This window comes from Parabacteroides sp. AM58-2XD (genome assembly GCF_003463685.1).
Classification (GTDB): Bacteria; Bacteroidota; Bacteroidia; order Bacteroidales; family Tannerellaceae; genus Parabacteroides; species Parabacteroides segnis.
Genome location: NZ_QSDP01000004.1, coordinates 75,390 through 94,755, shown reverse-complemented (window position 1 = coordinate 94,755; position 19,366 = coordinate 75,390). Strand labels below are relative to the sequence as shown.

The 19,366-nt window shown below is 42.5% G+C and carries 21 protein-coding genes and 2 tRNA genes; 13 read left to right on the top strand and 10 right to left on the bottom strand.

Annotation, left to right across the window (positions count from 1 at the left end; translation table 11 throughout):
* Positions 1–70 precede the first annotated feature (70 nt).
* The 3 genes from DXA15_RS02100 (at position 71) to meaB (ending at position 2,771) form a co-directional block, all read left to right on the top strand.
* On the top strand, positions 71–448 hold the full coding sequence (locus DXA15_RS02100; protein ID WP_128132958.1) for a DUF1573 domain-containing protein: 378 nt from the start codon (positions 71–73) through the stop codon (positions 446–448).
* A gap of 29 nt (positions 449–477) precedes the next feature.
* Positions 478–1,590, top strand: a complete 1,113-nt coding sequence (locus DXA15_RS02095) for a DUF1573 domain-containing protein (RefSeq protein WP_128132957.1) — start codon at positions 478–480, stop codon at positions 1,588–1,590.
* Between the two features lie 86 nt (positions 1,591–1,676).
* A complete protein-coding gene (meaB, locus tag DXA15_RS02090) occupies positions 1,677–2,771 on the top strand; it encodes a methylmalonyl Co-A mutase-associated GTPase MeaB (RefSeq protein WP_128132956.1) in 1,095 nt (364 codons plus the stop codon).
* Positions 2,772–2,852: 81 nt separating this feature from the next.
* Here meaB and pfkA read toward each other — a convergent pair whose 3' ends face one another.
* From pfkA to porQ, 5 genes are all read right to left on the bottom strand, one after another.
* Positions 2,853–3,833 (bottom strand): 6-phosphofructokinase, encoded by a 981-nt coding sequence (gene pfkA / locus DXA15_RS02085; RefSeq protein WP_007654871.1) that lies wholly within the window; start codon positions 3,831–3,833, stop codon positions 2,853–2,855.
* 96 nt (positions 3,834–3,929) lie between these two features.
* Positions 3,930–4,802, bottom strand: coding sequence for a 4-hydroxy-3-methylbut-2-enyl diphosphate reductase (locus DXA15_RS02080; RefSeq protein ID WP_128132955.1), 873 nt, complete (start codon positions 4,800–4,802; stop codon positions 3,930–3,932).
* Between the two features lie 6 nt (positions 4,803–4,808).
* Positions 4,809–5,498: a (d)CMP kinase gene (cmk, locus tag DXA15_RS02075; protein ID WP_128132954.1), complete on the bottom strand. Its 690-nt coding sequence runs from the start codon at positions 5,496–5,498 to the stop codon at positions 4,809–4,811.
* Positions 5,499–5,519: 21 nt separating this feature from the next.
* The gene (locus DXA15_RS25800) at positions 5,520–5,687 is read right to left on the bottom strand and encodes a hypothetical protein (RefSeq protein ID WP_233566683.1); all 168 of its coding nucleotides are present in this window, start codon (positions 5,685–5,687) and stop codon (positions 5,520–5,522) included.
* Positions 5,678–6,520, bottom strand: a complete 843-nt coding sequence (gene porQ, locus DXA15_RS02070; RefSeq protein ID WP_233566681.1) for a type IX secretion system protein PorQ — start codon at positions 6,518–6,520, stop codon at positions 5,678–5,680. Before porQ ends, DXA15_RS25800 begins: the two co-directional genes overlap by 10 nt.
* Positions 6,521–6,740: 220 nt before the next feature.
* Between porQ and DXA15_RS02065 the strand changes: the two genes are divergently transcribed.
* The 8 genes from DXA15_RS02065 (at position 6,741) to DXA15_RS02030 (ending at position 11,908) form a co-directional block, all read left to right on the top strand.
* Complete coding sequence (locus DXA15_RS02065; RefSeq protein ID WP_128132953.1) at positions 6,741–7,430, top strand: energy transducer TonB; 690 nt, start codon at positions 6,741–6,743, stop codon at positions 7,428–7,430.
* Between the two features lie 79 nt (positions 7,431–7,509).
* The gene (locus DXA15_RS02060; RefSeq protein WP_128132952.1) at positions 7,510–8,484 is read left to right on the top strand and encodes a polyprenyl synthetase family protein; all 975 of its coding nucleotides are present in this window, start codon (positions 7,510–7,512) and stop codon (positions 8,482–8,484) included.
* A gap of 3 nt (positions 8,485–8,487) precedes the next feature.
* Entirely contained in the window at positions 8,488–9,273 is a 786-nt protein-coding gene (locus tag DXA15_RS02055; protein ID WP_128132951.1) for a TatD family hydrolase, read from the top strand.
* 150 nt (positions 9,274–9,423) lie between these two features.
* A tRNA-Ser gene (locus DXA15_RS02050) sits at positions 9,424–9,511 on the top strand.
* A gap of 80 nt (positions 9,512–9,591) precedes the next feature.
* Positions 9,592–10,329: a MotA/TolQ/ExbB proton channel family protein gene (locus DXA15_RS02045; RefSeq protein WP_128132950.1), complete on the top strand. Its 738-nt coding sequence runs from the start codon at positions 9,592–9,594 to the stop codon at positions 10,327–10,329.
* 9 nt (positions 10,330–10,338) lie between these two features.
* Positions 10,339–10,812, top strand: a complete 474-nt coding sequence (locus DXA15_RS02040; protein ID WP_128132949.1) for a hypothetical protein — start codon at positions 10,339–10,341, stop codon at positions 10,810–10,812.
* A 35-nt stretch (positions 10,813–10,847) separates the two neighbouring features.
* Positions 10,848–11,441, top strand: coding sequence for a biopolymer transporter ExbD (locus DXA15_RS02035; RefSeq protein ID WP_128132948.1), 594 nt, complete (start codon positions 10,848–10,850; stop codon positions 11,439–11,441).
* Positions 11,441–11,908 (top strand): biopolymer transporter ExbD, encoded by a 468-nt coding sequence (locus DXA15_RS02030; RefSeq protein ID WP_128132947.1) that lies wholly within the window; start codon positions 11,441–11,443, stop codon positions 11,906–11,908. The genes DXA15_RS02035 and DXA15_RS02030 overlap by 1 nt, the downstream gene beginning before the upstream one ends.
* Positions 11,909–11,976: 68 nt before the next feature.
* On the opposite strand, the gene DXA15_RS02025 is transcribed toward DXA15_RS02030, so the two are convergent.
* Complete coding sequence (locus DXA15_RS02025) at positions 11,977–12,528, bottom strand: GNAT family N-acetyltransferase (RefSeq protein WP_128132946.1); 552 nt, start codon at positions 12,526–12,528, stop codon at positions 11,977–11,979.
* Positions 12,529–12,674: 146 nt separating this feature from the next.
* On the opposite strand from DXA15_RS02025, the gene DXA15_RS02020 reads away from it, so the two are divergent.
* A complete protein-coding gene (locus tag DXA15_RS02020) occupies positions 12,675–13,145 on the top strand; it encodes an Lrp/AsnC family transcriptional regulator (protein WP_007654892.1) in 471 nt (156 codons plus the stop codon).
* Between the two features lie 79 nt (positions 13,146–13,224).
* Here the strand turns inward: DXA15_RS02020 and asnS are convergent, their stop codons facing one another.
* From asnS to purB, 3 genes are all read right to left on the bottom strand, one after another.
* On the bottom strand, positions 13,225–14,631 hold the full coding sequence (asnS, locus tag DXA15_RS02015; RefSeq protein WP_128132945.1) for an asparagine--tRNA ligase: 1,407 nt from the start codon (positions 14,629–14,631) through the stop codon (positions 13,225–13,227).
* A gap of 67 nt (positions 14,632–14,698) precedes the next feature.
* Entirely contained in the window at positions 14,699–16,201 is a 1,503-nt protein-coding gene (locus DXA15_RS02010) for a pseudouridine synthase (RefSeq protein ID WP_128132944.1), read from the bottom strand.
* A 60-nt stretch (positions 16,202–16,261) separates the two neighbouring features.
* Complete coding sequence (gene purB / locus DXA15_RS02005; RefSeq protein ID WP_128132943.1) at positions 16,262–17,605, bottom strand: adenylosuccinate lyase; 1,344 nt, start codon at positions 17,603–17,605, stop codon at positions 16,262–16,264.
* 235 nt (positions 17,606–17,840) lie between these two features.
* On the opposite strand from purB, the gene DXA15_RS02000 reads away from it, so the two are divergent.
* Positions 17,841–17,915, top strand: a tRNA-Val gene (locus DXA15_RS02000).
* A gap of 633 nt (positions 17,916–18,548) precedes the next feature.
* Here the strand turns inward: DXA15_RS02000 and DXA15_RS01995 are convergent.
* On the bottom strand, positions 18,549–18,935 hold the full coding sequence (locus DXA15_RS01995) for a helix-turn-helix domain-containing protein (RefSeq protein WP_010801982.1): 387 nt from the start codon (positions 18,933–18,935) through the stop codon (positions 18,549–18,551).
* Positions 18,936–19,366: the final 431 nt, after the last annotated feature.

Below are 19,366 nucleotides of genomic sequence, written 5' to 3'. Positions count from 1 at the left end.
TTTTCAATTCTCAATTTTCAATTCAATTGTCTATCTTTGTAGAATAAACAATAGCTAAATAAAAAGTAAAATGAAACAGATTATTTTTATTTTTATGGCGATCCTGCTTGCTACAGGAATGGCCTCAGCTCAGAAAAAAGCTGTTATCGCAGCAGACGAAACCTCTCATGACTTTGGACAGATAAAAGAAGCTGACGGAAAAGTTTCCGCGACATTTGTCGTAAAAAACACAGGAGATGCGCCGCTGGTTATTACCCGCGTCATCGCTTCCTGCGGTTGTACGACTCCGGAATGGACAAAAGAACCGATCGCTCCGGGAGCAAGCGGAGACATCAAGATAACATACGATCCGAAAGGACGTCCCGGCCCGTTCTCAAAAACAATTTCTGTTTACAGTAACGGGAAAACCGGAAGTTTTATCCTGACAATACGGGGAGAGGTAATTTGATTTCCAACAAGCAAAACTAAAAACAAAGAATGCTGAATATGAAAAGACTGAGCTTTATCCTTTGCGGCATATTATTCTTTGCTGTGCATATGGCAGCACAGAACGGAGCTCAGATAAGTGCAGACGAACTGACGTACAACTTCGGTACAATCGCTGAAGCTGACGGACCGGCCAGTCATACTTTTGAAATAAAAAATACGGGAGACGGCCCACTCGTCATCACCCGTGTTACAGCGTCTTGCGGTTGTACGCAGCCGGAATGGACAAAAGAGCCGGTCGCTCCGGGAAAAACGGGTAATGTAAAAGTAACTTACAACCCCAAAGGCCGTCCCGGCCCTTTTTATAAAACGATTTCCATATTCAGCAATGGTAAGAAAGGCAGTTATACACTGGCAATCAAAGGGAATGTGACACCGAAACCGCTTACACCGGTTCTAATTTACCCGTATTCGATTGGTGACCTGAAGATGCAGACCAAGACGGTCCTGTACAGCAGTATCCGTCCCGACGAAACTCTGGGTGAAAAGATCAGCGTAAAGAATGAAGGAAAGACAACCCTGACAATCCATCCGGGAAAAGTTCCTCATTTCCTGACTGTCGAAGTACATCCAACCCAACTGGCACCGGATGAAGTCGGTGAAATAACTTTACTCCTCGATGCCAAAGCAACCAAAAGAAAAGGCCGGGTTACAACAGAAATACCTTTAACGATCGAAAGTATAGGTCAGAAAGATGTTTCCGGTGGAGTACATGTCGCAGCCAATATCATCGACAACTTCGGTAAACTTTCGGTTGCAGAAAAGGCACAGGCACCGGTTGCACAGTTATCCGGCACATTACTTGACTTCGGCAAATTACCGGAAAAGGGAAGTTTCATTCCTCTGATCGGTGGAAAAGTGACCGGTACTGTCGACGTGACCAACACCGGGAAGTCTCCGCTTATCATCCATAGCTTTACCTGCGACGATGAACGGGTAGATATTTCAGGAGGAAAGAAAGAAGTAAAACCGGGAACAACGGCGACATTTAAAATATCAGTCCGTCCGCGAGAGATCAAGACGAAACTGGAAGCACTAGTAAATATTGTATGTAACGACCCGAACGGTCCTGTTCGCCTGATAAAGGTAACAGCAGAGAAATAATAAGCCAATTAAAACAATGTGCCAATATGCCAATGTTTTTTTCGATTGGCATATTGGCACATTAGCACATTAAATAATTATTCATCATGGAACATCCCGAAAACGACGATCTTTACAGAGGATTAAAGGTAAACAAGGGAGTAGCCGACGTACCGACTGTAAACCCATACCTCAAAAAAAGACTACGCAGAGAATATACCCCTTCCGAGTTCGTCGAAGGGATACTGAAAGGTAATATAACCATCCTCAGCCAGGCTGTCACGCTGGTTGAAAGTGCGAAATATGAACATCAGCAAATAGCCCAGGAAATCATTGAAAAATGTCTTCCGCATGCAGGCAAATCAGTCCGTATCGGTATTACGGGTGTTCCCGGAGCCGGAAAAAGTACGTCTATCGATGCTTTCGGCATGCACCTGATCAAAGAGGGACGCAAACTCGCTGTATTGGCTATCGACCCGAGTAGCGAACGATCCAAAGGTAGTATTCTCGGTGACAAAACCCGTATGGAAGCCCTGTCACGTGAGAAAAATGCGTTTATCCGCCCTTCCCCCTCGGCAGGATCATTGGGAGGTGTCGCCCGCAAAACACGTGAAACGATCGTTTTGTGCGAAGCTGCCGGCTTCGATACCGTATTCGTTGAAACGGTTGGTGTCGGACAGAGTGAGACGGCTGTTCACTCGATGGTCGACTTCTTCCTACTCATCCAGTTAGCCGGCACAGGTGACGAGTTGCAGGGCATCAAGCGTGGTATTATGGAAATGGCAGACGGGATCATCATCAACAAAGCGGATGGCGACAATATCGATAAGGCAAAGCTGGCTGCTGCCCAGTTCAAGAACGCTTTGCACCTTTTTCCACCCGCTGATTCCGGATGGTTTCCCAAAGTGCTGACTTACTCCGGATATTATAATTTAGGTATCAAGGAAATCTGGGATATGGTCGGTGAATATATGGAATTTACTAAAAAGAACGGCTATTTCGGTTATAAGCGGAACGAACAAGCCAAGTATTGGATGTACGAAAGCATCAATGATACATTACGGGAAACATTCTATCACAATCCGGCTGTAGAAAGCATGCTGTCTTCCACCGAACAACAGGTGCTAAAGAATGAGATCAGTTCATTCGTAGCTGCCAAAAGAATGATGGACCTGTTTCTGGAAAACCTGTCAAAGAAATAAACTTAATTGATATATAAAAAGAAAGCCCGTCGGATCATTTGATTCAACGGGCTTTTTTATATTCTCTTTTTCAATGCCGGATCAGATAGAAGACACACGCAGTGTATTCAGCAGATCACGGTTGATCGGTTTGTCATTCTTGATCGCTTTTGAGAACGGAACATATACGATCTGGTCATTCTGGATACCCATCATGACATTACGCTGATCATCCAGCAAAGCATCAACGGCTGCAACTCCCATGCGGGTAGCCAGAATACGGTCCTGGGCTGTCGGAGATCCGCCACGCTGCAAGTGTCCGAGGATAGATACACGAACATCAAATTGCGGATATTCAGTTTTCACACGTTCGGCAACTCCCATGGCACCGCCGGTTACTTCACTTTCTGCAACCAATACGATACTACTGTTCTTCGATTTACGGAAACCGTTTTCGATCATTTCTGCCAACTGGTCTTTCTCCATGGAAATTTCCGGGATAATAGCCGCTTCGGCACCTGAAGCAATCGCACCGTTCAAAGCCAGGAAACCGGCATCACGTCCCATTACTTCGATAAAGAACAGACGGTCGTGGGAAGTGGCTGTGTCACGTATCTTATCCACACATTCCATGATAGTGTTCAATGCCGTATCATAACCGATCGTTACATCCGTACCATACAAGTCATTATCGATCGTACCGGGAACGCCGACTATCGGATAATTGAACTCCTGTGCAAAGATGCGCGCACCGGTCAACGTTCCGTCACCACCGATGGCGATCAGGGCGTCGATCCCCTCTTCCATTAACTTGTCGTATGCCTGCTTACGGCCTTCGGGAGTCTTAAACTCCAAACAACGAGCTGTCTTCAATATTGTTCCACCACGCTGGATGATGTTACTTACATTTTGTGTCTTGAACTCTTCAATCTCACCTGTAATCAATCCTCTGTATCCTCGGAAAATACCTTTAACTCTCATCCCGTTATAGATAGCGGAACGCGTCACTGCACGGATGGCAGCGTTCATTCCGGGAGCATCACCTCCGGACGTTAAAATGCCAATACATTTAATTGTAGACATAGCGTCTTTATTTTAAATTATTCGCGGCAAAAATAGTAATTATTTACCAACATTCTTTCATTTTCTCTTAAACTTCATGAAATCTTAACCGTTTTATCACCGGCTTGCATTCAACTCCCGGATACGCACGGCAACCTCTTCCATCAGCCATTTAGGGGTCGATGTGGCACCGCAGACTCCTACACGGCGGACACCGGCAGGCAGCGGTTCGGTTATCTCTTTTACCTCAGAAATAAAGAGAGTATTCGGATTTGCTTTCCGGCATTCTTCCAGCAACATCTTACCGTTCGAACTTTTCTTTCCCGCCACAAAATAAACCCAGTCATGGCTGGAAGCAAAGGCCTTTATATTTGGAAGGCGGTTTGCCACCTGACGGCAAATCGTATCGTGGTATTCAAAACGGGTATCCTCCGTTTTCCGTTTATATATTTCTTCCACGATCTTACGGAACCCGTCCAAAGACTTTGTCGTCTGGGAGAAAAGACAAATATCACGGCTGAAATCCAAACGGTCCAGGTCTTCTATCTTTTCAACCACAATGGCCGTACCATCTGTCTGGCCGACAAGGCCGTTTACTTCGGCATGTCCTTTTTTGCCGTAAATCACCAGTTGTGTTTTATTTTCACGCGTCTCTTGATAACATTTATGTATCTTCCGTTGCAACTGGAGCACAACCGGGCACGTTGCATCGACGATCGTTATCTCATTCTGCTTTGCAATCTCGTAGGTAGAAGGAGGTTCTCCATGTGCACGAAGCAAGACTTTTTTTCCTTTCAGCCTGGAAAATTCATGGTGATCGATAGTGCGTAATCCTTGTGCCTGAAGACGTTCTACCTCCAGGCTGTTATGTACAATGTCACCCAGGCAATACAGGATATCTGTGTTGTCCAGTTCACGTTCAGCGCTTTCAATAGCTGTAACAACTCCAAAACAGAATCCGGAACCTTTATCTATTTCGACTTCAATCATGATTATTTATTCCACCGCAGCTTTATTATATTGAACAAGAAGCCACGCTTTTTGTTCAGCGATAGTCATGTGCGAATTATCCAGCACCACAGCATCATCGGCCTGGCGCAGCGGACTTTCTTTACGGGTAGAATCGATATGATCCCGCGTCTTCACATTTTCAAGTACTTCTTCGAAAGAAGCGGCCTCCCCTTTTGCTTTCAGTTCATCCAGACGGCGCTGCGCACGTACTTCCGGACTGGCTGTCACATAAATTTTCAATTCTGCCTCCGGAAATACAACCGTACCTATATCTCTTCCGTCCATGATTATACCTTTCTCCTTGCCCATCTCCTGCTGCATGGCAACCAGCGCACGGCGAACGAAACCCAAAGTCGCTACCGGACTGACCCATCTGGCTACTTCCATTCCACGGATTTCCTTTTCAACCTTCACGCCATTCAGATAAGTATCCGGCCGGCCGGTTTCCGGATTAAACCGGAGAGATATATGGATATCATTCATCGATTCCTGAAGTTTCTCTTCATCGATCTGATCCCCTTTAAACAAATTATGCTGTATACAATATAATGTAACAGCACGATACATGGCACCGGTATCAATATATGTATAACCTATTTCCTTTGCCAAATCTTTTGCCATAGTACTTTTTCCTGTAGAGGAAACTCCGTCTATAGCGATTACTATCTTTTTCATTCTTACATTTATTTATATTTCCTAAGGTTTAAAATCGGCCAGCGTAGTCGAAACACTCATCATCATCGACATAGCCGACGGATGATATTTAGCAAAAGAGACACCGACATCAAACATCTTTATCTTCACGCCGGCTCCGGCAGAAAAGCCTGCCAACCCGTTTCCGCCTCCCTGCAATTTCATATCCATTTTAGTCTTCGGATTGAATCCCACCCCAATCCAGAAGTTTTCGCTGGTATATAATCGATACCGATTACCAGATGCTTAAATAATGCTTTGGCAAAATTATCACCTTTATACTCTTTATCCGCATTATCTATATAATCAAATTTCCAACGATTCAGATACATAGCCGTTAGTGACAAACGCAAAGGGGCATGGTTCATCTTTTTAGAAATCCCCATCTGGATATCCCACGGCATTTTTTGGCGGTCTTCATAATAAGGCTTCAACTGTGCCCCGATATTTTTCAGTACGACACCGAATGAAAACTCCTTTTCCGAATTATAATAACTCAGCCCGGCATCGAAACATAATCCCAACGAGGTGTAAATATCATAATTGGAATAAAGGAACTTCATGGAGACACCGCCCCGCCAGCGTTCAGAGAGATCATACGAAAAGAAACCGTTCACAGCGATATCACTGGCTGTGAAGTCACCTGTCGACTGATTATTCTCATCCATTCCCTTGAATTTCCCGTTATGGAAATAATGGACTCCTGCTCCCCAGGCTCCACGTTCACGAAATGCTTTAGTAAACAGGGCGCTCCCCACGTTCACATCTGCAATATAATTCATGTAATCCAGATTGATCATCCCGTCCATTTCACCTCCAAGCAGCGCCGGGTTGTGAAAGATAAGGGACGGATCACGTTCTACCAATGACACGGTATGCCCCCCCAAAGCATTGGCCCTGGCAGATGATGGTAAAGTCAGAAATTCAAACACCTGATCTCCGGATTGTGCCGCGACCGATTGTAAAACGAAAGAAAAGAACAATATAATTAATGTATGTCTCATATTTTCTTAGCAAAATGCGTACAAAGATAAAATGCAGTTATAATATATTCCATAAAGAGAAACGGAAAAAACAGGAAAAAGGTATATAAACACCATTATTTTTATTTTGGTTCAAAAATAAAGTGAAAATATTGAAGTATTTCTCCCTTTTTATATTGGGATATAAAATAATTTGTATTTTTGCAGTACAGGAAAACACATCTTTAAACATTATAAGAGTATGGAAGTTAAGAAATCACCGAAAGCGGACTTGGAAGGAGGCAAAACACTCGGTATCCTGATGGGTATGATTGTGGGTTTGGCTGTTCTGTTCGTTGGGTTCGAATGGGGAACCCGTGATATCGAAATCGTCAAGAATGAAGGCGTAGCTGATATCATCGCTGAAGAAGAAATTGAAATTACAAGACCGGAGGACACTCCTCCGCCTCCACCGCCACCCCCTGCGCCAGCTGCCGTAGAACAGCTGAACATCGTGGATGACGACGTGGAACTGGACCAAGTGGATATCATCTCATCTGAGGACGACCAAAGTTCTGCACAGGTAGAAGCCTATGTAGCTCCGGCAGTCGTTGAAGAAGAAGAAGAATCCGCTCAACAGATCTTTACCGTTGTAGAAACAATGCCGGAATTCCCGGGTGGACAGGGAGCACTGCTTCAGTTCCTCGCCAAATCCATCAAATATCCGGTTATTGCACAGGAAAACGGTATCCAAGGTCGTGTTACTTGTTCATTCGTGGTTAATAAGGACGGTTCAATCGTTGACGCAGAAGTTATCCGCGGTGTAGACCCTTCTTTGGATAAAGAAGCTATCCGTGTGATCAACACCATGCCGAAATGGTCTCCTGGTAAGCAGAGAGGTAAACCAGTACGTGTTAAATATACAGTACCTGTTACCTTCAGATTGCAATAATATTTTTTTAACATACTAAAAAAGGCTGCTGTGAATTTGCAGCCTTTTTTATTTCGTCTTATCCGTAATTTTAATCTATATGTTGTCTTTCAATGAGATCCTGGAAAAAGTAGAACATGAAGTTTCCCAACTGAGTTTTGAATATCCCCCCAAAAGTTTATATGATCCAATAGAATATATCCTGTCGCTTGGAGGAAAAAGGATCCGTCCGGCACTGGCTTTAATGGCCTGTAATTTATATAAAGAAAATATTGATAACGTCATCAACCCTGCATTGGGTGTTGAAGTATTCCACAACTTCACCCTGCTTCATGATGACCTGATGGATAAGGCTGATAAAAGAAGAAATAAACCGACTGTCCATAAAGTATGGAACGACAATACGGCCATCCTTTCCGGAGATGCCATGTTGATTGCAGCTTACCAGCTGATCGGAAAAACAGAACCAGACTATTTAAAGGAAGTATTCGACCTGTTCACAGAAACAGCACTCGAAATATGCGGAGGACAGCAATATGATATGGAATTTGAATCCCGCATGGATGTTACCGAGCCTGAATATATAGAAATGATCCGGTTAAAAACAGCGGTTTTACTTGCTTGCAGTTTAAAAATCGGAGCAATTACAGGCGGTGCATCCAAAGAAGACGCTGCCAACCTGTATGACTTCGGTATAAACATCGGACTGGCTTTTCAGCTACAGGATGATTTGCTGGACGTCTATGGAGACACTGCCACTTTCGGAAAAAATATCGGAGGCGACATCACCTGCAATAAAAAGACATTCCTGCTGATACATGCGTTTGAACTGGCTTCACCCGAACAAAAAGCAGTCCTGAATGACTGGATCGGCAAAACGACATTTGTAGCGGCAGAAAAGATCGAAGCTGTCACTGCTATATATAATGAATTGCATCTGAAAGATATTACCATTGCTAAAATGCAGGGATATTACGATAAGGCAATGGAGCATTTATCCCGATTGAACGTTGCCCCGGAGAAATTAAACATATTAAAAGAGGTCAGTAACCGTTTAATGTACCGCCAGTCTTAAAAAATGAAACTAATAGATACGCACAACCATTTGTATCTGGAAGATTTCGATCCGGAACAAGAGGTGCTGGTAAACGCCGCCCGTGAATCGGGTATCGATACGCTCCTGCTCCCCAATGTAGATGTCGAAACTATCGGCCGGATGCATGATCTATGTGATCGTTTTCCTGATTTTGCCTATCCAATGATGGGGCTGCATCCGACCAGTGTGAACGGAGACTATGCCGGAAATCTAAAAACGACAGAATCCTATCTGGGGAAACGGACTTACTGTGGAATCGGGGAAATCGGGATCGACCTCTACTGGGATAAAACCTATCTGAAAGAACAAAAAATAGTCTTTGAAGAACAGTTGCGATGGAGTATCGACCTGGACTTGCCGGTTGCCATCCACACCCGTGAAGCCTATTCCGAGGTATTGGACAGTATCCGTAAAGTCGGTGCGGACAAATTAAAGGGTGTTTTTCATAGCTTTACCGGTACAACAGACGAATTGGAGGAGATCGGAAAGCTAAAAAATTTCAAACTGGGAATCAATGGTGTCATAACTTTCAAAAATTCGAAACTGTCGGAAACTATTCAATGCACCGACATGAATCATATAGTACTGGAAACCGACGCTCCCTACCTGGCTCCGGTGCCCTACAGAGGGAGAAGAAATGAACCAGTATATATATGGAAGACGGCAGAGAAGGTAGCGGACACATTCGGTCTTACGCTTGATGAAACCGTACAAATAACAAGAAAAAACGCCTTGGATTTATTCAAAATTCCAAATAAAAAGGCTTAGTTTCAAATTTTAAGGTCAGATGCAAAATTTATTCCCTCAGATATTGTGTATATGTCAAGCAAAAACTTTAGATTTGTGCACTGAAACGTTTGCATATGGGAATTTTTTCGTATTTTGCGCTCGTTTTAGAGGAGACGAAGGCTGAAAATTGGAGAGATGCTCGAGTGGTTGAAGAGGCACGCCTGGAAAGCGTGTATACGCCTAAAGTGTATCGCGGGTTCGAATCCCGCTCTCTCCGCTTAAATACCATGAGGATATTATTAACAACAAAAATAAAAACAAATAAGAGAATTATTAATCTTAAAAATTAAACACACAATGAAAAAGTATTTTGCAAAAACATTCTTGGGTATTTGCGCCCTTGGAACTTCTACTGTAGCATTTGCTCAAGAGGCTACTGAACAAGTTGTTGAAGGTGGCATGTATCAGGCTTTAAAAACTAAGTTTATCGAAGGTGGTGCCGACTTCATGAGTTTGGTTGCTATCGCTTTGATTTTCGGTTTGGCTTTCTGCCTTGAAAGAATTATTTACTTGAATCTGGCTGAAACTAATGCAAGCAAATTATTAAAAGGTATTGAAGATGCACTTGATAAAGGTGATGTAGAAGGAGCAAAAGCTATCGCTCGTGATACAAGAGGTCCTATCGCATCTATCGCTTACCAGGGTTTGATGAGAATTGACCAGGGTATCGACGTTGTTGAAAAATCAATCGTTTCTTACGGTGGTGTACAGGGTGGTCTTTTGGAAAAGAACATGTCATGGATCACATTGTTTATCGCTATGGCTCCGTCATTAGGATTCTTGGGTACTGTAGTAGGTATGGTTATGGCGTTCGACAAAATCGAACAGGTTGGTGATATCAGCCCGACGGTTGTTGCCGGTGGTATGAAAGTGGCTTTGATCACAACAGTAGGTGGTCTTGTTGTTGCTTTGATCCTTCAGGTATTCTATAACTATTTGTTGAGCAAATTGGAAGCTATCCTGAACCAGATGGAAGATGCTTCAATCACATTGATCGACATGGTTATCAAATACAACCTTAAATTCAAAAAATAATTTAGAATTATGGCAGTTACTAAAATAAGAAAAGTATCCAGCTGGACATTACTGATTACTTCTATTATCAGTCTTGTCGTATTGGGTATGTTCTACGCAGGAGGCGTTGTAGACCCTTCTGTTGAAATGAAAGAGCCTATTTATACAGGCTTATTGCTCAACTGGACCTCTGTACTGTTTTTTGTTACAATTATCAGTACAGTAATATTCGCCCTCTGGCAGTTCGCATCATTATTGAAGACTAGTCCTAAATCAGCACTGACTTCATTAATTGTGGTAGTTTGCTTCGCAGCAATGTTATTCATTACTTATTCCATTGGTGACCCGACTCCTTTGAAAGGTCTGAATACAGATTCACAAGAATACAATATTCCTCTGTGGTTGAAAGTAACGGATATGTGGATTTATTCTACTGTAGTTTTGATGATTCTGATCATCATCGCTGTTGCTGCAGGTTCTGTAAAAAGAATGCTTAATAGATAATAGTAATAACGAATCGATAAAACAAAAAAAGCGATATGGCAAAAAAGAAAAGAAAAGTGCCCGCAATGAATGCGACTTCTTCAGCCGATATTGCTTTCATGTTGCTTATCTTCTTCCTTATTACTACATCAATGGACACAGATAAAGGTTTGGCAAGACGTTTGCCGCCTCCTGTACCCAAAGATCAGAAGAAAAACGAAGAAATGGATATCAAAAAGAGAAATATCATGGTCGTGCTGATCAACAGTAACAACCAGATTCTCTGTAATAACGAATTCATTGATATTAAGCAACTGAAAGACAAGGTTAGAGAATTCATTGAGAATCCTTATAACGATGAGCATAAACCCGAAAAGGTAGAAATTGACGTACCGTTCTTCGGCAAACAGATGGTAACAAAAAATCATGTTATCTCTTTGCAGAACGACCGGGGTACGGAATACCAAGCATACATTGACGTACAGAACGAATTGGCAGCAGCCTATAACGAACTGAGAGACAAAGTATCCCGAGCCAAATTCGGTAAAGCTTTCGCAGACTTGGATGAAGATCAACAAAAGGCTGTGCAGATGATTTATCCGCAAAAGATATCAGAAGCAGAACCTAAAAATTATGGAGACAAAAAGTAATGGGAAAATTTAGTAAAGCAGGCGGCAGAGAGATGCCTGAATTGAATACCTCATCATTACCTGACTTGGTATTTGCCTTCCTGTTCTTCATCATGATGGTTACATCTATGCGTGAAGTTACTTTGAAAGTTGTATTCCAGGCTCCTCAAGCTACAGAGCTTCAGAAGTTGGAAAAGAAATCTTTAGTAACATTCATTTATGTAGGTAAACCGACTCAGGAATTAAGAGCTAAAATGGGTTCTGAAACTCGTGTACAGTTAAACGATAAAATCGCAGACGTAGATGAGATTCAAGATTACATCGCTCAGGAAAAGTCAAGTATGAAAGAGGAAGACCAGCCGTTTATGACTGTATCCATCAAAGCCGATAAAGAGACTAAGATGGGTGTTATCACAGACGTAAAGCAGGCGCTTCGTGAAGCATACGCATTGAAGATCAGTTACTCAGCCAGACAAGCTGTTGATTAACTAATTCAACGATAATAAAAAAAGGCAGGACTTCCGTTCTGCCTTTTTTATTGGAGTAAATTCAGCACTTACTCATTAACACCATATACATATCGGTGGATACAATTCTTTACCTCTTCGAATGATTGTTTCAGATCGATAGCTCCATAAGTCATCAGGCGCATTTCCAGCAAAGGTTCCCCCTGACGATAAGGAGGCTGAAAATAGACATGATCATCCAGCACATATCCCAAACGCTCATAAAAGCCTATTCTACGCTTACTCATTTCCTCGGTAGGCATTTCCACTTCCAACACGACAGGAGCGTCGCAAAGCGCCATAAACTGCTTCATCGACTCCCCTCCTATTCCGCCATTACGGGCAGAGGCGTCAATTGCAAAATGTTCCACATAAATAAACGTCCCGAAAGACCAGGCAGTAATAAAACCGGCATAAGCCTGATCTTTAAACAACGTATAAACAGTAAAACGGGGCTCATCTTTGACCAACTCCCGCACCAGCGAGAATGCCCGTCGCTCAACTTCCGGAAAGGAATCATTATATGTATTTTCTACTTTATCCAACAAAGGATCGGAAAAATCTTTTACCGGCCTGCATTCGATTACCGCACTTAAACTCATACTCTTATAATATTGATTGATTAATAAAAGAAAACTTACGAAATAAAATAATTGAGCGAATTATATCGTCTAATTATTATAGTTTGACTATATTTGTATCTAATTGTAATCATATAGAATAACAGAAATACAAATATACGTAAATTATGGCACACCATCAACTGGATGAATTGGATGAAAAAATATTAAAACTGATTATAGGTAATGCCCGTATGCCTTTCCTGGAAGTTGCCAGAGAATGTAACGTCTCAGGAGCCGCTATACACCAAAGAATACAGAAACTCACTAATCTGGGCGTTATCAAAGGCTCTGAATTCATTGTGGATAACACTAAAGTTGGCTACGAAACATGTGCTTATATGGGATTATTCCTGAAATCACCGGGACAATTCCCCTCTGTTACGGAAGCATTGAAGAAAATTCCAGAAGTAGTGGAATGCCATTACACGACGGGACAATACGATCTGTTCATCAAAATATATGCGAAGAACAACCAGCATCTGCTGAATATCATCCATAACAAACTCCAGCCATTAGGACTGGCACGGACAGAGTCACTAATATCTTTCAAAGAAGCCTTTAAAAGACAGATACCGATCGACCTGGATGACGAATAAAAAAATAAGGGACTTTTGAAATCAAAAGTCCCTTATTTTATGTACGAAAGTTATATCTTTTACTTTCGAAAGTCCCTTATTAGAATTCCGCATTGTTCGGAGTTCTCGGGAAAGGAATCACGTCACGGATATTCGTCATACCTGTAACAAACAGCAACAAACGTTCGAAACCTAAACCGAAGCCAGAATGAGGCGCCGTACCGAAACGACGGGTATCCATATACCACCAGATATCTTTTTCGGGTACTCCCATTTCAGATGCACGTTTTGCCAGCTTTTCGTAATCTTCCTCACGCTGTGACCCGCCGATGATTTCTCCGATCTTCGGGAACAATACGTCCATAGCACGAACAGTCTTTCCGTCATCATTCTGCTTCATATAGAATGATTTGATCTCTTTCGGATAATCAGTCAAGATAACCGGACATTTGAAATGTTCTTCCACCAGGTAACGTTCGTGTTCAGAAGCCAGGTCAGCCCCCCAGTATATCGGGAATTCGAAGGTATGTCCTTTGGCTACCGCTTCTTCCAGAATCTTAACACCTTCCGTATAAGACAGGCGGATAAAGTCATGTTTCAAGACAAATTGCAGACGTTCGATCAACTCTTTATCAAACATATTGTTCAGGAACTGGATATCATCCATACAGTTATCCAGAGCCCACTGTATACAATATTTGATAAAGTCTTCCGCCAATTGCATATTTTCAGCAATCTCATTGAAAGCAACTTCCGGTTCGATCATCCAGAACTCAGCCAGGTGGCGCGGTGTATTGGAGTTTTCGGCACGGAATGTCGGTCCGAACGTATAAATAGCTCCCAAAGACATGGCAGCCAATTCACCTTCCAACTGGCCTGAAACAGTCAGGCTAGCCTGCTTTCCAAAGAAATCGTCTTCATAAATGATAGAGCCGTTTTCATCCTTTTTCAGGTCATACAGATTCATTGTCGTCACCTGGAACATCTGTCCGGCCCCTTCACAGTCTGAAGCTGTAATGATCGGTGTATGGAAATAGAAGAAACCTCTCTCATGAAAGAACTTGTGGATAGCGATCGCCATGTTATGACGGATGCGGAACACGGCACCAAACGTATTGGTACGCGGACGCAAATGAGCTATTTCACGTAGGAATTCAAGCGAATGACCTTTCTTCTGCAACGGATAAGTAGCAGGATCGGCTGTACCGTAAATCTGAATTTCGGTAGCCTGGATCTCTACATTCTGACCTTGTCCCAGAGATTTAACCAATTCACCGTTCACACTGATACAAGCACCGGTCGTAATCGGTTTAAGGTATTCTTCACCCAATTTTTCCACATCCACAACGATCTGAACATTATTTATTGTAGAACCGTCATTCAGCGCGATAAAGCTAACCTGTTTACTACCACGACGGGTACGAACCCATCCCTTCACGTTAACGGTTGTACCGTAAGCTTCGCTTTTCAGTACATCTACAATTTTTGTTCTAGTAATTGTTTCCATGTTTATATGTTTATTCTTAGATAATCAAAACAAGATAGCCGGTATTGTCAACCGGCTAATCTTTGTATTATTCAAAAGCACCCATTCGGAGCGCGTTCACTTCACGTTCGTTCAGATAACGCCATTTTCCTCTTCCCAGGTTTCTTTTTGTAAGTCCGGCAAAATATACACGATCCAGTTTCGTCACATGATATCCCAGTGATTCGAAGATACGGCGAACGATACGGTTACGTCCCGAGTGGATTTCGATACCCACCTGGCTCTTGTCGTCTTCGCTTGCATAGCTGATTGCATCTGCATGGATTTCGCCGTCTTCCAGCTCCAGTCCGTTAGCAATCTTTTCCATGTCTTCGATAGAGACATTCTTATCCAACCATACGTGGTAGATCTTCTTCTTCTTGAATGACGGGTGAGTCAGCTTGGAAGCCAGGTCGCCATCATTAGTAAGAAGCAATACACCGGTTGTGTTACGGTCGAGGCGGCCTACCGGATAAATACGTTCCTGGCAAGCATTCTTCACCAGATCCATAACGGTAAGACGTTCCTGAGGATCGTCGGAAGTAGTTACACAGTTTTTCGGCTTATTCAACACGATATAGACCTTGCTTTCGATCTGTACCGGTTTGTCGTTGAATTCTACCTTATCCTGGCGGGTGATTTTTGTACCCAGTTCAGTAACCACTACATCATTTACTTTCACAGCACCGGCTGTGATAAATTCGTCAGCTTCACGACGTGAACAAACACCTGCATTCGACAAGAACTTGTTCAGACGGATCGGTTCGTTAGGGTCAGCCAGTACTTCTTTATACTTCAACTGTTTCTGGAAGTTGTACTTGGCATTCGGGTTGTAATCGTTTGTACGGCGTTGCTGGCCACCCCCCGGACGTCTGTTGCCGTATCCGCTGTTGTTGCCATAACCACCGCCACGGTTATTATTACCGTACGAAGGTCTGCCACCACCACGATTGTCGCGAGAGTCATACGAATTTACGCGAGTATCACCCACTCTCGGTCTTCTTTTCTTCAGGCCGTCACCAGCAGCAGCACCTTCCGGCGAAGGAGTATAAGGTCTGCTTGGTCTTTCGTCATAGTTAGGACGAGAAGGACGGTTGTAGGAACCGCCACCACCATACGAACGGTCATTGTTGCCGTAAGAGGGGCGATTGTTGCCATAAGAAGGACGGCTGTTGTAGCCACCTTCACGATTAGAGTTATAACCACCTTCACGATTGTTGCCGTAACCGCCTTCGCGATTATTTCCATAGCCGCCACGGTTGTTATAAGATGGTCTGCTGTTATAACCACCACCTTCGCGGTTGTCATACGTACGAGGACGGCTCGGACGGTCTCCGTAAGAAGAGCGGTTATCCCCATAAGAATTATAACCGCCGCGGTCATCCCGGCTCGGACGGTCATATGGTCTCCGTTCATAGTTGTTTCCCTCAGGTCTGTTGTAACCTTGATTGTAAGGTCTTCTTTCACCTTCCTGATCTGTGTTTTCCCGTCTGATACTTGGTATCACCTTTCTAGGACGCGGTTGAGATTCTTCTCTTTCTTCTGTGCTCATTGTTGTAAATTAATAAATAATTAACTAATTGGTAACCTCACGGTTACGTTTATTTTCACACTAAATACCTGTATAATTATGCGGCGTAATCGCCTTTAATTCAGCTTTCACGGCATCACTAACCTGCAACGTTTCGATAAAGTCACTGATTGATTTTTCAGTGATTCCCTCATTTGTCCGGGTTAAGGCTTTCAAAGCTTCATAGGGCTTCGGATAACCTTCACGACGCAAGATCGTCTGGATGCCCTCGGCAACGACAGCCCAGCAATTGTCCAGATCCCGGTACAGGGCGTTCTCATTCAATAACAATTTACCCAGTCCTTTTGTTAAGCTCTTGAATGCGATTTCGATGTGTGCCAAAGGTACACCGACATTACGCAACACGGTAGAGTCTGTCAAATCCCGCTGTAGACGGGAGATCGGCAACTTTGTAGCCAGGTGTTCCAGGATTGCATTAGCCATACCCAAGTTACCTTCTGCATTTTCAAAGTCGATCGGGTTCACCTTATGAGGCATTGCCGACGAACCTACTTCGCCCGCTTTGATCTTCTGCTTGAAATACTCCATAGAGATATACTGCCAGAAGTCACGGTTCAGGTCTATCAAAATTGTATTAACGCGTTTCAAACCATCGAAAATGGCTGCCAGATTATCATAATTGGAAATCTGTGTAGTCCATTCCTCACGGCTCAGGCCCAGCACTTCATTCACAAACTTGTTTCCGAAAGCCTTCCAGTCATACTGCGGATAAGCCACATGGTGTGCATTAAAATTACCTGTCGCACCACCGAACTTGGCAGATACGGGAATAGCCTTTAATAAAGCGACCTGCTGTTCCAGGCGATACACAAACACCATGATCTCTTTACCCAAACGGGTCGGAGATGCAGGCTGCCCGTGTGTTTTTGCCAGCATGGAAACATTACTCCATTCTTCCGCATACTTTTTCAGCATGTCGATCACTTCCTGGATGCCCGGATAATAAACCTCGTTCAAAGCATCTTTTATAGACAATGGAACCGAAGTATTATTAATATCCTGCGAGGTCAATCCGAAATGGATAAACTCCTTGTAATCCTGCAAAGCCAGCAGATCAAATTTTTCTTTGATAAAATATTCAACGGCCTTTACATCATGGTTGGTTACGCTCTCGATCTCCTTAATACGGGTTGCGTCCTCCAGACTAAATTCCTTGTAAATTTTACGCAACGCTTCTTTGTTTTCCACTGTAGCCAGATTATTCAGCTGTGGAAGATACTCAGCCAGAGTAATAAAATACTCTATTTCGACTTGCACTCTATACTTGATAAGTGCATATTCTGAGAAGTAAGCCGCCAGGTTTTCGGCTTTATTTCTATATCGACCATCTACGGGCGATATGGCAGTTAGTGTTGAAAATACCATATTCATTTAGTTTATACACCTATATCCCTGAGTGTCCGGGCGATATACCAACGATATCGAATACTTATATACATTAATAATATAGAGATGCAAAGTTACTACATTTCTTCAGATTAAATGGTAGTAATGAATTTTTTTCGACTTTTTTGCTGAAATGTTTGGAGGTAATAAAAAAGCCGTATCTTTGCAGCGCTTTAGAGAGATAAGGCATACAAAATTTACTGAAGTAATGAAAGGGCGTTTAGCTCAGCTGGTTCAGAGCATCTGCCTTACAAGCAGAGGGTCGGCGGTTCGAATCCGTCAACGCCCACTAAAAGAAAGACTTGCAAGTAATTGTAAGTCTTTTTTTATTCTATATAATTCAGCTATAGACGCATCTGCTTAATTGATCCAAGAATACTACCCAAAATTTCTTGATGACAACAAAGATTCATGTGTTTTTTACCTACCCAACAATACTTCAATAACTTATAGGCTTATCAGACACTAATACATTCAAATCTAGAATAATTGAACTATCTGTTTAGTGACTGGTTGTAACTGGCTCCCCTCTTGAGAGGGGGGTAGGGGGTGTGTTAAAGCCAGTTAATAAAACAAGCCTTGTTACAGGTTTATTTGCCGTCTGCTTCAGCTGACGGATTAGTAAAGAATCTATCTCATTGGACTTTAGTCCCATTTCTTACAGTTTTCTATCTAGGAGAAATGTGGCTGAAGCCAAAAGAGAGAAACAACTTGTAAACCGTCAGCTGAAGCAAACGGCAAATGAACCTACAATAGTTAAGTAACTCTGATTATGGAGGTTGTATAGGCTGGAATATGACACACCCCCTTCCCCCTCTCCAGAGGGGAGCCAGGTACAACCGGTCAATAATTAGATAGCTCATATCTGATAATAACTGAGCAGTTTAAATACAATTTCCCTAATCTATAATACCTATATAAATCATCTCTTATCCCTTAAAACCTCCTGCAACATAGCAACCTTTTCTTTTTCTGCTTCCAGAAGTTTATCATAAAGTTCCACTATTTTATCAATGGGATTAAAGGTAGGACACCAATTAACAGCGGATGATTGATTATCAAATGTATTTGCAACAATATTAATAGAAGTTCCATCTTCCATTTCGGTAATGGCCTCAACAGGAATATTTAAAGCTTTAGCAATCTTTTCCAGTATTTCTATTTCCAATTTATCCCTTTTCTCATAACCGGACAAAGTAGCCTGTGAAACACCTATCTGTTCTGCAAGCACATCCTGATTAACATTTCGCCATTCCCTCCAACGACGAACATTCGCTCCATGATTACTTTTCTTTACTGTTGCCTCCATATTAATTATTGTATATGATTTACCTAATACAAAAGTAAGTATTAATCCTGATAATATTTTATTTAATAGAATAATATCAGCCGATAAGACTCCGAATAATATTACTACCACATTTAATAAGAAATCAGCTTACCTGATGAATCATCCCGTCTACATTTTATTCCTTTGCCTATCATTCATTAAACAGACAATAAAATGACTCAAAAAAACAATAGGAATTATGCAGAGCAAATAACCCTGGGATGCCTCGCAATCAACAAACCCCTTAGTTTTGTAAAAACGATTTTTCTTAACAGAGAACAGAATGAAAAACATTATATATTTAATGCCCAGAAAGAAACCAGCTTGGAAGTCCGGTTCGAGTCTTCGACACTGACTTGCTTATTCGATTCCAACAAAATGTGCAAAGGGGCATTTCTTTTCCTCGACGA

Excerpts from the sequence above, each read along its gene's own strand:
- DXA15_RS02100 (WP_128132958.1), top strand. The coding sequence starts at position 71 with ATGAAACAGATTATTTTTATTTTTATGGCGATCCTGCTTGCTACAGGA.
- DXA15_RS02095 (WP_128132957.1), top strand. The coding sequence starts at position 478 with ATGCTGAATATGAAAAGACTGAGCTTTATCCTTTGCGGCATATTATTC.
- meaB (WP_128132956.1), top strand. The coding sequence starts at position 1,677 with ATGGAACATCCCGAAAACGACGATCTTTACAGAGGATTAAAGGTAAAC.
- pfkA (WP_007654871.1), bottom strand. The coding sequence starts at position 3,833 with ATGTCTACAATTAAATGTATTGGCATTTTAACGTCCGGAGGTGATGCT.
- DXA15_RS02080 (WP_128132955.1), bottom strand. The coding sequence starts at position 4,802 with ATGATTGAAGTCGAAATAGATAAAGGTTCCGGATTCTGTTTTGGAGTT.
- cmk (WP_128132954.1), bottom strand. The coding sequence starts at position 5,498 with ATGAAAAAGATAGTAATCGCTATAGACGGAGTTTCCTCTACAGGAAAA.
- DXA15_RS25800 (WP_233566683.1), bottom strand. The coding sequence starts at position 5,687 with ATGGATATGAAATTGCAGGGAGGCGGAAACGGGTTGGCAGGCTTTTCT.
- porQ (WP_233566681.1), bottom strand. The coding sequence starts at position 6,520 with ATGAGACATACATTAATTATATTGTTCTTTTCTTTCGTTTTACAATCG.
- DXA15_RS02065 (WP_128132953.1), top strand. The coding sequence starts at position 6,741 with ATGGAAGTTAAGAAATCACCGAAAGCGGACTTGGAAGGAGGCAAAACA.
- DXA15_RS02060 (WP_128132952.1), top strand. The coding sequence starts at position 7,510 with ATGTTGTCTTTCAATGAGATCCTGGAAAAAGTAGAACATGAAGTTTCC.
- DXA15_RS02055 (WP_128132951.1), top strand. The coding sequence starts at position 8,488 with ATGAAACTAATAGATACGCACAACCATTTGTATCTGGAAGATTTCGAT.
- DXA15_RS02045 (WP_128132950.1), top strand. The coding sequence starts at position 9,592 with ATGAAAAAGTATTTTGCAAAAACATTCTTGGGTATTTGCGCCCTTGGA.
- DXA15_RS02040 (WP_128132949.1), top strand. The coding sequence starts at position 10,339 with ATGGCAGTTACTAAAATAAGAAAAGTATCCAGCTGGACATTACTGATT.
- DXA15_RS02035 (WP_128132948.1), top strand. The coding sequence starts at position 10,848 with ATGGCAAAAAAGAAAAGAAAAGTGCCCGCAATGAATGCGACTTCTTCA.
- DXA15_RS02030 (WP_128132947.1), top strand. The coding sequence starts at position 11,441 with ATGGGAAAATTTAGTAAAGCAGGCGGCAGAGAGATGCCTGAATTGAAT.
- DXA15_RS02025 (WP_128132946.1), bottom strand. The coding sequence starts at position 12,528 with ATGAGTTTAAGTGCGGTAATCGAATGCAGGCCGGTAAAAGATTTTTCC.
- DXA15_RS02020 (WP_007654892.1), top strand. The coding sequence starts at position 12,675 with ATGGCACACCATCAACTGGATGAATTGGATGAAAAAATATTAAAACTG.
- asnS (WP_128132945.1), bottom strand. The coding sequence starts at position 14,631 with ATGGAAACAATTACTAGAACAAAAATTGTAGATGTACTGAAAAGCGAA.
- DXA15_RS02010 (WP_128132944.1), bottom strand. The coding sequence starts at position 16,201 with ATGAGCACAGAAGAAAGAGAAGAATCTCAACCGCGTCCTAGAAAGGTG.
- purB (WP_128132943.1), bottom strand. The coding sequence starts at position 17,605 with ATGGTATTTTCAACACTAACTGCCATATCGCCCGTAGATGGTCGATAT.
- DXA15_RS01995 (WP_010801982.1), bottom strand. The coding sequence starts at position 18,935 with ATGGAGGCAACAGTAAAGAAAAGTAATCATGGAGCGAATGTTCGTCGT.